Source organism: Bacillus sp. 01N45 (genome assembly GCF_056399205.1).
Genome location: NZ_JBFTQW010000002.1, coordinates 12,576 through 25,866 on the forward strand (window position 1 = coordinate 12,576; position 13,291 = coordinate 25,866).

The 13,291-nt window shown below is 34.5% G+C and carries 12 protein-coding genes and 2 pseudogenes; 9 read left to right on the forward strand and 5 right to left on the reverse strand.

What is annotated here, in order from left to right:
* The first annotated feature begins 64 nt into the window (after nt 1-64).
* The 6 genes and pseudogenes from AC1DMU_RS04225 (at nt 65) to AC1DMU_RS04250 (ending at nt 4,887) form a co-directional block, all read left to right on the forward strand.
* Nucleotides 65-466 (forward strand): hypothetical protein, encoded by a 402-nt coding sequence (locus AC1DMU_RS04225; protein ID WP_061671948.1) that lies wholly within the window; start codon nt 65-67, stop codon nt 464-466.
* Nucleotides 467-501: 35 nt separating this feature from the next.
* Nucleotides 502-1,527 (forward strand): ParM/StbA family protein, encoded by a 1,026-nt coding sequence (locus AC1DMU_RS04230; RefSeq protein ID WP_088063906.1) that lies wholly within the window; start codon nt 502-504, stop codon nt 1,525-1,527.
* Between the two features lie 295 nt (nt 1,528-1,822).
* Complete coding sequence (locus AC1DMU_RS04235; protein ID WP_075308981.1) at nt 1,823-2,773, forward strand: magnesium transporter CorA family protein; 951 nt, start codon at nt 1,823-1,825, stop codon at nt 2,771-2,773.
* A gap of 476 nt (nt 2,774-3,249) precedes the next feature.
* Nucleotides 3,250-3,612, forward strand: a pseudogene (locus tag AC1DMU_RS04240) (MarR family winged helix-turn-helix transcriptional regulator).
* 218 nt (nt 3,613-3,830) lie between these two features.
* Entirely contained in the window at nt 3,831-4,709 is an 879-nt protein-coding gene (locus AC1DMU_RS04245; RefSeq protein WP_088063904.1) for a LysR family transcriptional regulator, read from the forward strand.
* Between the two features lie 64 nt (nt 4,710-4,773).
* Nucleotides 4,774-4,887, forward strand: coding sequence for a hypothetical protein (locus AC1DMU_RS04250; protein WP_142291775.1), 114 nt, complete (start codon nt 4,774-4,776; stop codon nt 4,885-4,887).
* A 140-nt stretch (nt 4,888-5,027) separates the two neighbouring features.
* On the opposite strand, the gene AC1DMU_RS04255 is transcribed toward AC1DMU_RS04250, so the two are convergent.
* The 4 genes from AC1DMU_RS04255 to ycaC form a co-directional block, all read right to left on the reverse strand.
* A complete protein-coding gene (locus tag AC1DMU_RS04255) occupies nt 5,028-6,863 on the reverse strand; it encodes an amidohydrolase (protein ID WP_215559084.1) in 1,836 nt (611 codons plus the stop codon).
* Between the two features lie 13 nt (nt 6,864-6,876).
* Entirely contained in the window at nt 6,877-7,470 is a 594-nt protein-coding gene (locus AC1DMU_RS04260) for an antibiotic biosynthesis monooxygenase (protein ID WP_088063901.1), read from the reverse strand.
* Nucleotides 7,467-8,111: a hydrolase gene (locus tag AC1DMU_RS04265; RefSeq protein WP_000067162.1), complete on the reverse strand. Its 645-nt coding sequence runs from the start codon at nt 8,109-8,111 to the stop codon at nt 7,467-7,469. Before AC1DMU_RS04265 ends, AC1DMU_RS04260 begins: the two co-directional genes overlap by 4 nt.
* 195 nt (nt 8,112-8,306) lie before the next feature.
* Entirely contained in the window at nt 8,307-8,951 is a 645-nt protein-coding gene (gene ycaC / locus AC1DMU_RS04270; protein WP_000131218.1) for an isochorismate family cysteine hydrolase YcaC, read from the reverse strand.
* 478 nt (nt 8,952-9,429) lie between these two features.
* Between ycaC and AC1DMU_RS04275 the strand changes: the two genes are divergently transcribed.
* The 3 genes and pseudogenes from AC1DMU_RS04275 to AC1DMU_RS04285 all read left to right on the forward strand — a co-directional run.
* Entirely contained in the window at nt 9,430-10,266 is an 837-nt protein-coding gene (locus tag AC1DMU_RS04275) for an alpha/beta fold hydrolase (protein WP_088063900.1), read from the forward strand.
* Between the two features lie 443 nt (nt 10,267-10,709).
* On the forward strand, nt 10,710-12,299 hold the full coding sequence (locus tag AC1DMU_RS04280) for a bifunctional metallophosphatase/5'-nucleotidase (protein ID WP_088063899.1): 1,590 nt from the start codon (nt 10,710-10,712) through the stop codon (nt 12,297-12,299).
* A 130-nt stretch (nt 12,300-12,429) separates the two neighbouring features.
* Nucleotides 12,430-12,568 (forward strand): annotated as a pseudogene (locus tag AC1DMU_RS04285) (M15 family metallopeptidase); the annotation flags it as partial.
* Nucleotides 12,569-12,773: 205 nt separating this feature from the next.
* Here the strand turns inward: AC1DMU_RS04285 and AC1DMU_RS04290 are convergent.
* Nucleotides 12,774-13,193: a DUF1259 domain-containing protein gene (locus AC1DMU_RS04290; RefSeq protein WP_088063898.1), complete on the reverse strand. Its 420-nt coding sequence runs from the start codon at nt 13,191-13,193 to the stop codon at nt 12,774-12,776.
* Between the last annotated feature and the right edge of the window lie 98 nt (nt 13,194-13,291).

The following is a 13,291-nucleotide window of genomic DNA, read 5'->3' on the forward strand; positions in this document are numbered from 1 at the left end:
TAGGTAAGTTAATTATTTTAGGTTGTAGTATGGAAGAAAATAAAAGTAGAGAAGGGTGAGAAAAATGAAACATACAATATTTAAATATGCTGTGATTGGGATTACGACCGGAGTCATGGTCTCCCTATTAAAAAAAGAAAATCGGAAAGCTATACAAACAAAAGGAAAAAGCGTAAAAGACAAACTACAAGAAGGAAACATAAAGGAAACATTAGAGAAGGTAACTGAGACAAGTAAACAATTCTCTGTAACTGCAGCTAATGTTGCAAAACAAACATTACCACAACTGCTTACAGCCACACCGGTTGTCATTTCTACTATTAAAGATTTAACAGAAAACGAAAATAACAAAAAGAAAAAAGATGAAAAGGATAACGAAATAAATCAAAATAGTAAGGACATAGACGGAGAAAAAACGAAAAATGAAAAGAAATATATGAAAGAAGGGAAAGAAGAGAGTGCTTAGATTTAATTCTAAAAAGAGAAAGTGAGGAAAAAAGTATGAAATCTCTGTATGCAATTGATGTAGGAATTGGTTTTACTAAGCGGGCATATCGACAGGATGTAGATTCTGAGGTGACGATTAAGAGTGAAGCTTCCACACTAGCCCCTGTACCTAATCATGCTGAAAGTGAAGATTTAACAAAGGTAAGTTTTATAGACTTAGACTTTGCATACTACATGGGAAATGAAGCACATCAATCTGACGCTTCATTTCTTCCTCCATTTGAAGAAGAAATAGAAAATTATTATGAAAGCGAACAGTTTAAACAACAAATATTTGGTTGCATTGCAAAGGATTATAAAGAAAATGTCGTGTTACCTTTAGTTGTGACCGGGCTTCCCGTTACTTATTTTGGTAGTCAGCATGAGCAATTACAAAATGTATTAAAAAAAGAAACTTCCGTGCAAATTGATGGGAAATTTATTAATATTACGGTGGAAAATGTTTTGATTCTTCAGCAACCGGTTGCTTTACATGCCTATTTCTTAAAAGAGGGAATCATTCAGGAACAAGATCGTATCTTAATTATTGATGGTGGATTTCGTACATTAGAAATGACAGATATGAAACAGAATGTCATTTTAAATCATTATGAGACGGAACTAGGATGTAGCAAGCCTTTGAAAAATATTAAGAATATCCTGCAGAATCATGCAGGGGAAAGTGATGACTTGCATATTAACGACATGCCAAAAATATTAGAAAAAGGATATGGAGGTCGAGAAGAAAATCATCAGACAAGTCAGGTTAATACTTTGATTCAAGAAGAGTTGGATACACACTTCCAAGACGTTATGCGTGTATTACAAGAACAATTTAAGTTAGACCAGTATGACACTATTATTTGGACAGGAGGAATAGTAGACATCCACAAAAAACGAATTGAAAAAATGCAAGGTGAAATTTCTTCTTTCCGTATGGTAGACGCTTCGAAAGAGGCAGCACTTCATGGATACTATATGATTGGAAGTCAAGTATTTGATGACATCACCAATCAATCTGCATATGAATCCAAATTATAATAACGACCGAAATGGAGTTCGTTGAATAGACGTGCCAAATTATGTGGCTTCTTTTCCACATATAAATAAGAAAAGATACAAAGTGCTTGTATAGAGGAAAAGTTTAAAATTTAGAATGAAAATAACTAATATATAGGAGGTCTTCCTTGTAACAGAAGAAGACCTCCTATGCCATTTAGTTTGTAATTTAGAGGATCTAAAAACTTTTCCTCCAAGACATGAATACCTACATATAAATTTCATATTACGGATATTATTCGATGAAACATAAAACTATTCAGAAAGGAAGAATAATATGGAATGCATAAAAATGCCGAAATGGGATTGGTATCATGTGAAAACTAGTGAACTTGAAAAACTTTCTTCTATAATCCCTCGTGATGTAACATCTTATTTCTCTCAATTTGTAAAAAAAATAAGTTCTCCTTGTGAAAATGGATTATATGTTTATACGTTATCACCAAGTCAAACTTGTGTATATGGTTCGTTTTTATATGATCAAGATAAAAAGGACGCCAAAATTCAAAAATTTCTTCATTATTTCGTAGCTCATGGAATACTGATAACGGTCCAGGAAAAAGAGGAAGAGGATTTCCAAAAATTAATACATAATTTCCCTATGGGTATAAAAAAATGTAATAGTTCCGCTGAAGGATTATGTGCTATCTTATCAATATTTATATCTCACTATTTACGAAAGGTTGACTATTTTGAAAACAATTTCAGAAATGTGTTATGGGATTTTTATCATCATAATAACATAGCAGTTTTAGAAAGAATTTATCATATTCGTCATGAATTATTTATGAACACACATGTGTTTCGCTTAATACAAGAAGTGTTGCAAGGCTTGGAGGAAGCTTGGTTAGAAAACCTAACAAACACCCTTTGTTATAAACAAACACACGTAAAATTAGAGCGTGGATTACAACTTGTTAAAGAGTACCAAGAAGAATTAGACACGATGATTCATTTACAAGAAGTTGTTTCTTCTCATCGTGGGAATGAAATTATGAAAGCTCTTACTGTATTAACTGCTGTAAGTACGCCTTTGACGGCCTTAGGAGCATTGTGGGGGATGAATTTTAAATACATGCCTGAACTGGAATGGAAATATAGCTATTTAATCGCTCTCTTATTTATCATTTTCACAACAGGGGGGATGTATTTGTATATGCGAGTCAAAGGATGGACAGGTGATTTATTACGAGTAAAGAAAAAGAAATCTTTTTTTAAATCTAATTAATCCTGTTTATAAAAAATATGATAGATATTAACCTAGATATATGGTTAGTAATATTTATTAATGGGGGTAGTGCCATATCCCCATCAAGTTAAAATTTTGATGTCCCCGCAATGATAAAAATGGTGAATATTTATATGAAAGATTAGAGCTCTCCTACACGAAGGAGGGCTCTAATCTTTGTTTAAAAACTATATTATATAAATGGGCAGACACATCATCTGAAATTTGTCCGGATTCAATTTAGAATATGACAAAAGAGAACTTGCGTTAGAAAACAAGCTCTCTTTAAAAGAAATAACGCAATTGAGATACTTATATAGTAACAATTGTTTTCTTCTAATTCTATATGTCTTATGTTGAGAAATAAATTATAAGTGGCTTGATAAAGCTAAAACGAATTATTGACATAATATTTTGACGATAATATAATAAATCTCGAATTCAAGATAACTTGTAAAGGATTGGTAATTAGGAACGTGAGTAACGATGAGAGCTTATCTTTAAAGTTATTTGTTATATTATCAAGGGCAGTACAGTCAATCACTAAGCGTATTGAAGAGGATATAAAAAGTTATAGACTTAATCCAACTGAATTTGCAGTGCTTGAGCTACTATACAGTAAAGGCGATCAGCCTATAAAAAATTGGAGACAAAATATTATTTGCAAGTAGTAGTATCACGTATACGTCAATTACTTTAGAAGGTATTGAATTGATGGATACTATTTTTCCACAGCATAAAGAGGGGATTCGGCAAATATTTGATAGTTTGGACTATATGGAGAAGAAATGATAATTAAAGAGTTGAAAAAGTTAGGATGTTACACACGGAAATTGTAAGTTTTTAGAGGTTATTTCTGTTTAGTAATATCCTAATTAAATATAAATTAAATAAATAGGAGGAAAAATTAATAAATAGTAGTAAATTTGTTGTAATACAAAATAAAAAAATTATGTAATTGCAATTAGTGTAGTAGGTAATAAAGTTGTTATGTTAACGTATACATATTGTCCTTTTCATTATAAATCTTTCATAAAGCGGAGAGTGGGTATCAAGAATGGAATTACGTCATTTAGAGTATTTTATTCAAGTTTGTAATAATAATAGTTTTACTAAAGCTGCGGAAGTTCTAGGTATTTCACAGCCGACTTTAAGTCAGCAAATACGTGTGTTAGAAGGTGAACTTGATACACCCTTGTTTCATCGAGTTGGAAGAGGTATCAAAATGACAGAAGCGGGTAAGCTGCTATTTGATAAAGGAAAATTTATCATGCAACAATTTGATGACGTTTATAATGAAATTTTTGAATTAAAGGGTGTAAAAAGAGGTGTGATTACTATAGGAGGTTTATTAGAGGACCTCACTTATTTAACACCTTATATTATGAAGTTTCAACAACATTATCCCAACATTATAGTAAAAATTATAGAATCCGAAGTTGCTGTAAATCAAATCGTTGACAAAAATATTGATTTAGGGATCACACGTAGTGCTCAAATTCCAGACACATTAACAAGCACCCTTTTGTATAGCGAAGAGCTCGTCCTTGTAATTCCAAAAAAACATCCTTTGAATGAAAAATCATTTGTTTCTTTTCGAGAATTAGCAGGGCTGAGTAGAATAATGGTTTCATGTAGTTGTCGTGAATCTATTAAGATATATTCTGAGAGTTTAGGGTTATCTTTATCTGAAGCAAATATAGAAACAAAATCTTCTATTTCTCTATTGAGCCTTGTATATAATGGACATGGCGTTGCCATAATACCTCTTTCACTAGTTGACTTTGTTAATAATGATAATTTGAGTATAGTTCGTATTATTGATCCGACACCAAGTCAAGATATTAATCTTATTCACTTTGATGATAAATTTTTAAGTTTTGCAGCACGTATCTTTATGCAAAAGTTAAATGATCCTGAAAAAGTATCAGTATAATAGAAATAATAATGATTCTAGTGTAAAATTTGAAAAAATCTATAAGTCTTGAGGTGAAACCTATATTAAAGTCAAAGGGCAGTGGCTTTATATGTGTGGTGTGATCGATTCAAATGGGAATCCCATTGATCTTTACTTAAGGGAAAAGGACAGACTTTGCCTGGAGAGAAGGCTGTAAAAAACAAGTCAAGTTAATCTATCAACTCTTCGGTCTTCTCGCATAGTAATAGATTCAATTAGGGATATACAATGCTACTTCAAATCTACATATCCTTATTGTAGAAAGAAACCCACCGGCATTATACCGGTGGGTTTGACTTAGAAAGCAAAACAAGTACAACCAATACCCCATTTAGTTCCATCTTTTCCTATTACAGTATGAGTGTGTTGATGGAGAGGGTTACTGCAACTATGTAACTTGTGATCATGGGCATCGTGAGAAAGTATAGTGTGGGCTAGGTTAGCACCACCATAACCATAAACTCCCGTCGGTGACCAATCAGGTGATGCTGGCGGCAATTCAGGTGATAAATTTTTAAATTCATCATTTCCATAAACAACCTGCCCACCCATAATGGTGAGTAATGATTCAAGGTCTTTGATTTCTTCTTCTGGCACAGTAAAGTAGTCAGCAGACAATACAGCAATATCAGCAAACTGACCTACTGTAAGGGTTCCCTTTTTACCTTCATCACCAGAGAACCACGCACTTCCTTTTGAATATAATTCCAGGGCTATTTTTCTATCAAGTTTATTTTTTTCATCGTATATCGAAAGACCACCAATGGTTTTTCCGGCAACCATCCAGTAAAGAGCGACCCAAGGGTTATAGCTGGAAACCCTAGTTGCATCACTACCAGCGCCAACAGGTATACCTAGGTCTAACATACGATAAATTGGAGGAGTACGCTTTGCAGCTTCCTTTCCGTATAAATCAACAAAGTATTCACCTTGAAAAGCCATGCGGTCTTGGATGGCAATACCGCCATTTAAAGCCTTAACACGTTCCATACTACGATCTGAGATTGTTTCTGCATGGTCAAACCACCATCGTAGACCATTAAAAGGAATTTCTTTGTTGACTTCCTCAAATACATTTAAGAAACGTGTGATTGACTCGTCATAAGTTGCATGTAAACGGAATGGCCAACGGTTTTCCACCAATAAAGAAATTACTTTCTTTAAGTCAGCTTCCATCATCGTAGCTAGTTCAGGCCGTGGCATTTGAAATTTTTCAAAATCAGCTGCCGAGAATACTAACATTTCTCCGGCACCATTCATTTTATACTTATCAGTTCCTTGACCGGGAGAAACAATTTTTGCCCATGAAGCAAAGTCTTCATATTCATGATTAGGATTTTGCGTAAATAGATTATAAGCAATGCGCAAAGTTAATTGTTCTTTCTCGGCTAAATGTTCAACAACTTTGTAGTCATCAGGGTAATTTTGGAAACCACCACCTGCGTCAATGGCACTTGTAATACCTAATCTATTTAATTCGCGCATAAAATGGCGAGTTGAATTAATCTGGTCGTCAAAATTAAGTATTGGAGCTTTACCCAGACTTGAATAAAGAATAGAAGCGTTAGGATTTGCAATTAAAAGGCCCGTTGGATTACCTCGTTTATCCCGCTCAATTAAGCAGCCTGGAGGGTCTGGGGTATCTTTTGTGTATCCCAGTGCACGCAGCCCAGCACGATTTACAAGTGCTCTATCGTAAAGATGTAGCACAAAGACAGGTGTGTCTTCAGAAACAGCATTAATCTCTTCCAAAGTTGGCAACCGTCTCTCTTTAAATTGAAATTCAGACCAACCTCCAACTACTCTTACCCACTGAGGAGCAGGTGTACGCCTTGCCTGTTCTTTGAGCATTTCGAGAGCAATGGTAAGTGAAGGCACACCTTCCCATCGTAATTCCATATTATAATGAAGACCGCCACGAATAACGTGTATATGAGAGTCATTCAGGCCCGGAATAGCTCTCTTTCTTTTAAGGTCTATTTTTTTTGTTTTTTCTGTGGCACTATCAAGAAGCTCATCTCCACCTACTGCAGTTATTAAACCATCAGTTATGGCGATAGCAGACACCTCAGGTTGAGAGGGATCAAGGGTAGTAATTTTTCCGTTATATAAGATCATATCCGGTAAATTCATATTCACACCTCGTCTACTTCCTATTATTTTGTAACCATGGATGAAATAATTTACCGAAAATCGGCATAACTACCCATGATAGCAAGGACACTATACATACAGAAACGAAAAAAGCGGACATAATAGGATTCATATGTTTTATAATAGGTCCTATCAATTTAGGAACTAACATGCTAAGAGGCCATACACCCAGAAGGGTAACGATAGACATTTTCCATTTTGGCGGTGGAACTGGCGTTTTCGGAGTAACAAACCAATAGGCCAAACTGCTTTCAGTTTTGTAACTCGGATTAGTAACTTGAAATTGTTCTGCCGTTTTTAACAAATCTCGGCGAACATCTGATTCTTGCCAAGCACGTAGATGCTCATACGTATCAAAGCGAAAAATAACAGTATACTCTCTGGATGCATTATTAGGGACTATTAGATTTACACCTAAATGCCCTGGGAATTTAGTAGCGGCAGCTTCGATTTCATGTCTCCATGTTTCAAACTGTTTTTCTTTACCTTGTTGAATTTTCCATGTAACAATCGTTGTTACTGGATCAGCAGCATCCATCGTGTTCTCTGTATAAGTCTCCTCGACAGCTACTCCTTCTTGTTTCATATTTTCCTGCTTGGAAGCGCACCATGCACCATAGTATATGCGTATTCTACGCCTTGACCATAAGCACCAGTGTGTTCTTTTACAATCTCCATTACCGCATCATAAGTGTCTTTGTGTGCCCAGTCACGTTGATATTCAAGTAAAACTTGAATTGCTGTTACTGGAATTGCACCAGCTTGTTCTACACGACGCATAGCAGCGTTATGTGCTGTCAAACTAGTACCACCTGAAGCATCATCAACTGCATACACCTCATAGCCAGCTTTAATTGCTTCAAGCACAGGGAATGCAAGGCAAACTTCAGTCCAAAGTGCTGCAAATATTAATTTCTTTCTACCTGTTGCTTTAACTGCTTCAACAAATTTTGGATCTTCCCAAGAGTTCATTGAACTGCGTTCTATAATTTCATGGTTTGGGAATATGTCAAGAATTTGCGGCCAAAAATAACCAGAAAAGCTGCGTGTCTCAACTGTAGTAAGAATAGTAGGTACGTTAAAAGTTTTTGCTGATTTAGCAAGTAGCATAACGTTATTAATCAATGTTTGTCTATCAATACTTGCAACTCCAAAAGTCATTTGAGGCTGAAAATCAATCAAGATTAAAGCGCTGTTCTCCGGATTTAATAATTCTAAATTACTCATAATAAAACGCTCCTTTTTTATTATTTAAGATTAAATTTAGAAAGTAATGTATTTTCTGCCAATATAAGCTGTAATCGTAAAAATAAAAGCTTTACTATACTTTTTAATTTAAAAGAGAGTGCTGACTTAATCAGCACTAAATTTATACTATCCATTTTTTTGAAAGTGATTTAAAGCTATTTCTTTGAAATACATTTATGCATTTTGTTTACTAAGGTCTCGTTGAGCTCCTAAATAGCTTCCAATTATATTTTGATAGCCGGGAAGATTACTAGCAAGTAAATTGCCAAAACCTTCAACATCGTTTCGCCAATCGCGTTGTAATTCGCAAGCTACGCTAAACCAGTTCATAAGTTGTACGCCATTATGTGCCATACGCGTATTGGCAGCATCTGCAACTTGTTTGCTGAAAGTTCCTGAAGCATCAGTAACAGCAAATACTTCATATCCAGCTTTTATAGCAGAAAGTGCCGGGAAAGCAACACAAACGTCCGTAACTACGCCCGCGATGATAAGTTGTTTTTTTCCAGTTTCTTCGATTGCTTTTACAAAATCATCATTATCCCATGCGTTAATTTGTCCAGGTCGAGCTATTTTTTGTGCGTGAGGAAAGAGATCAACCAATTCTTGCATTAAAGGTCCATTAGGTCCGTTTTCAAAGCTAGTTGTTAAAATAACTGGTAAATCAAAAAACTTAGCAGTGTGAGCAAGAGCTAAAACATTGTTCTTAAATTCATCAACACCATAGTCACGTACTAGTCCGGACATAAGACCAGTTTGATGATCTACTAAAAGCACGACAGCATCATCTTTGTTAATACGAGAATAGAGATCAGTCATTATGTATTCCTCCTAAAAATTAAGTAATCTAAGAAAGTTTAAATAGTCAAATATTATCATGATTTTCTTCGTTTGTTACGATTAGTTTGTAACTAAGCTGAACGATAATATTAGTTATAACAGCATTCACAGAATATGAAGCGCTATACAAATTTATAGTATTTGAAAACCGATTCATTAATCAATTCTAAATTATCTATAATTCGGATAGATGGTAACTATAGTTATTTTCACCATAAAATTGATTGGTTTTACCTATACATTCTATAGATAGAACGATATTGATAGTTACCTATTTTTGTTATTAGAATTGAATAGGAGGAATGTTCAGCAATTATTTCATGATGAAAAAACTATTAAATGGGGAATTGTTCCATGCTTAGAGTTAACAACATAAACACGCATAAATAGGTTACGAGATTCATCCGGATTATTGAAGAAAAGGATATATATTAAAATATTTTTTGGAGGTAGAAGAATGGCAAAGATTACTGTAGGAACCGAAAATCAAGCACCAATTGAGATATATTATGAGGATCATGGCATAGGAAAACCAGTTGTACTAATTCATGGTTGGCCGCTAAGTGGTCGATCTTGGGAATACCAAGTTCCCGCTCTTGTTGAGGCTGGGTACAGAGTTATAACATATGATCGTCGAGGCTTTGGAAAATCATCTCAGCCGTGGGAAGGGTATGAATATGATACCTTTACTTCTGATTTACATCAACTATTAGAACATTTAGAGCTTCAAAATGTCACACTTGTTGGTTTTTCTATGGGTGGAGGCGAGGTAGCTCGGTATATTGGAAAATATGGAACTAATAGAGTAGAGAAGGCTGTATTTGCAGGGGCTGTACCACCATTCCTTTACAAGTCAGCAGATCATCCTGAGGGTGTATTAGATGATGAAGCAATTCAAGGATTTGAAAATGGAGTAAAAAGTGATCGCCTAGCATTCCTTGATGAGTTTACGAAAGGATTTTTTGCTGCTGGAGATCGAACTGACTTAGTTAGTGAACCATTTCGACTTTACAATAGGGATATCGCTGCGGGTGCATCACCTAAAGGAACACTAGATTGTATCGCTGCTTTCAGCAAAACAGACTTCAGAGGCGATTTAGCCAAGGTTAATATACCTACCCTTGTTATTCATGGTGATTCAGATGCAACTGTACCATTTGAATATAGTGGGAAATTAACACATGAAGCAATTCCTAATTCTAAAGTAGTATTAATAAAGGGTGGTCCACATGGGCTAAATGCAACGCATGCCAAAGAATTTAATGAAGCACTCCTATCATTTTTAAAGGACTGATTACAACTATATAATTGTTAATTGATAAATTATAAACAAGTAAAAATAAAGCTTTATAAAAGATGCTCTTGGATAAATCCAGGAGCATCTTTTTAAATTAGGAGTAGTGCACCACGGTAATCTTCCATTATGAAATTTCTATTCATTTTTAAATATTGATATTGAGATGTTATCTTGAAAAATACTCATTAATTTCGAATTGAATAATCTTCTTAACAGCTAAAATGTATTGGTTAGAGTTTTTTTAGACCTCTTAGATGGATTGCTATATTACTATCAAGATAATATTTTGAATAATCCTCAAAACAAAGAAATGTTTTGTCAGAAAACAATAAAATCTTATTAATTTTTATAATTAGTTGAATTTTTTATAGAAATAATTCTCTTAATATATTAAAATAACATCGTATTATGTCAGATTTTAATTAGGGGAGAGAAATTTTATGTTGAAAAAAATCATTCCAGTTGCTTTAGCAATAAGTACAGTTACTTTTACTAGTGTATTTGCTGTGCCTTCAGCACAAGCAAGTACAGAACCAAACCGCTACATAGATGTGCAAATGCTCGGTATTAACGATTTTCATGGGCAGGTAGACACTGTAAAAAAAATTAACAATAAAGATGCAGGGGGAATTGAGTACTTAGGGGCTTATTTACGTGATCGTGAAAAACAAAATCCGAATACATTAAAGGTACATGCTGGCGATGTTGTTGGAGCAAGTACTCCTGTTTCAGCATTATTACAAGACGAACCTACGATTGAATTTCTAAATGATTTGAAATTCGATGTTGGAACTATAGGAAATCATGAATTTGATGAAGGTGTTGCGGAAATGAACCGCCTTATTTATGGTGGATACCATGAGAAAACAGGGAATTTTAAAGGAGCAAAATTCCCATATGTTGCTGCAAATTTATATAATAAATCCACCGGTCGTTTATTTTTACCACCATTCACTATAAAAAAGGTACAAGGAGTTCCTGTTGGATTTATCGGAGTCGTAACAACGGATGTTCCTAACCTTGTTATGCCTACTATGCTAAAGAATGTAGAAATTACAGATGAAGTTGAAGCTATTAACAAATCCGTAAAGCAATTAAAAAAACTAGGCGTTAAATCTATCGTTGTTCTTGCGCATAACGGAGGTACAACAGATGGGAACGGCGTAACAAATGGTGATATCGTCCGATTAGCAAATGAGACTGATCCAGAAGTCGATGTTATTTTTGGTGGGCATAGCCACACTTATGTAAATGGAACTGTTAATAATAAACTTGTCGTACAAGCAAATTCTTATGGTATGGCTTTTGCTGATGTTGATGTAAAGATTGATCGTAAGACACAAGATATTGTTGAGAAAAAAGCAGAAATTGTTACAACTTACCATGAAGGCATGGAGCCTGATAAAAAAATAAAGAAGAAGATGGAGAAATATCAAGCAAAAATCGCACCTCTTGTTAATGAAGTTGTAGGCAAGTCTATTGCTCCACTAGATCGCAAACTAAATACGGCTGGTGAATCTACTCTCGGAAATTTAGTTGCTGATGCCCAGCGTGCAACAATGCAATCCCAAATTGCTCTTATGAATCCTGGTGGTATTCGTAATGACTTAGATGCTGGTGATATTACATGGGGAGAGATATATGGTATTCAACCATTCGGAAATCAATTAATAAAAGTAAATTTAACAGGCCAAGACATTCGTGATATTTTAAATCAACAATGGCAAAAAGACATAACAAGAATGCTTCAAATTTCAGGGATCCAATACACTTGGGATGCGAACAAGCCTAATGGAGAAAAAGTAACAAGTATCCGCTTAACAGATGGAGAAGAAATTATTCCTTCTAAAACTTACAGCGTAGTTGCGAATGCATTTCTAGCTTCAGGTGGAGATGGATTTGTATCCTTTAAAAACGGTAAAGATGCTGAAACAGGACCAACTGATTTTGAAGCATTAGTAGATTATATAAAAAAATCAAAAGAACCAATTCAGTCTATTATTGATGGAAGAATTCAAAAAATAAATTAGGTTTTTATTAATCTCAAAAACAACTAGATTACCTGTGCGCTAAACCTTTTAGTGTGCAGGTAATCTATTTTTTGTGGGTTTGAAATAAAGTCTTACTGTGGACAAGGGGTATACCGTCTAGATGCAGAGTGCAGGGTTTATCATTCGTTGTCCAAAGGAAAAGGAAAATATAACTGGTTATGCGTATGAGCCTTAGCGTATTCGCTGTGTAGGAGATATTGCAAAAAATATATAAGGAAAAATTAACTTTAGAGGAATATATGAGGTAAGAAAGCCAAAGTGAATTGCAAATCTGTATTTTTGTTTAGGGAATAGTATTTTATAAAATAGTAGGGTACTTTATTTTAATAGATTCAAAAACTGCCTATCTAAAAATTTGATAGGCAGTTTTTTTCTTTTGGGCACAAAGTGAAATAATTTTATGATGTTCGCACATGTAGAAAATGTAATGTGTAAATATATCCGAAACACCAATCATTGCCCCTCATTATTAGCGATAGGATAGCTACTTAAGGACAAAAAAGAATGGGCTAACTTTTGTGCAAAATGTAATGGAGGCTCTACCGACTGGATATGAATATACATAATTAAGGGATTCATGTACAGCCAGTGATTATGTAAAGCACTTACAATGATTCCTTGTTGTACAATTGATTTCATAAATGCAGGAATTTCTTCTTGTAGAACAGCGATTTCGCCTAAATTTAATGCATTACCATTTGGATCCAACGATTCAAAACTTACTCCGACGGGCACTACAGAAGTACTCGGTTTTGCTTGAACAAGCACCCTAAAATCGCGGTGAAAAGACACTGAACAACCACCTTGATTTCTTTTACCTTTCCCTTTAAGTATTGTAGCAAATTGTTCACAAAGGAAATTAAAATTTTGCATAAATTCAATTCCTTTCTTGTACAAAATTATATAATTAGGGATTCGATTGAGGAGATACAGATAAACAATCTTTCTTTAGCATTCAAAAAACAGGCTGT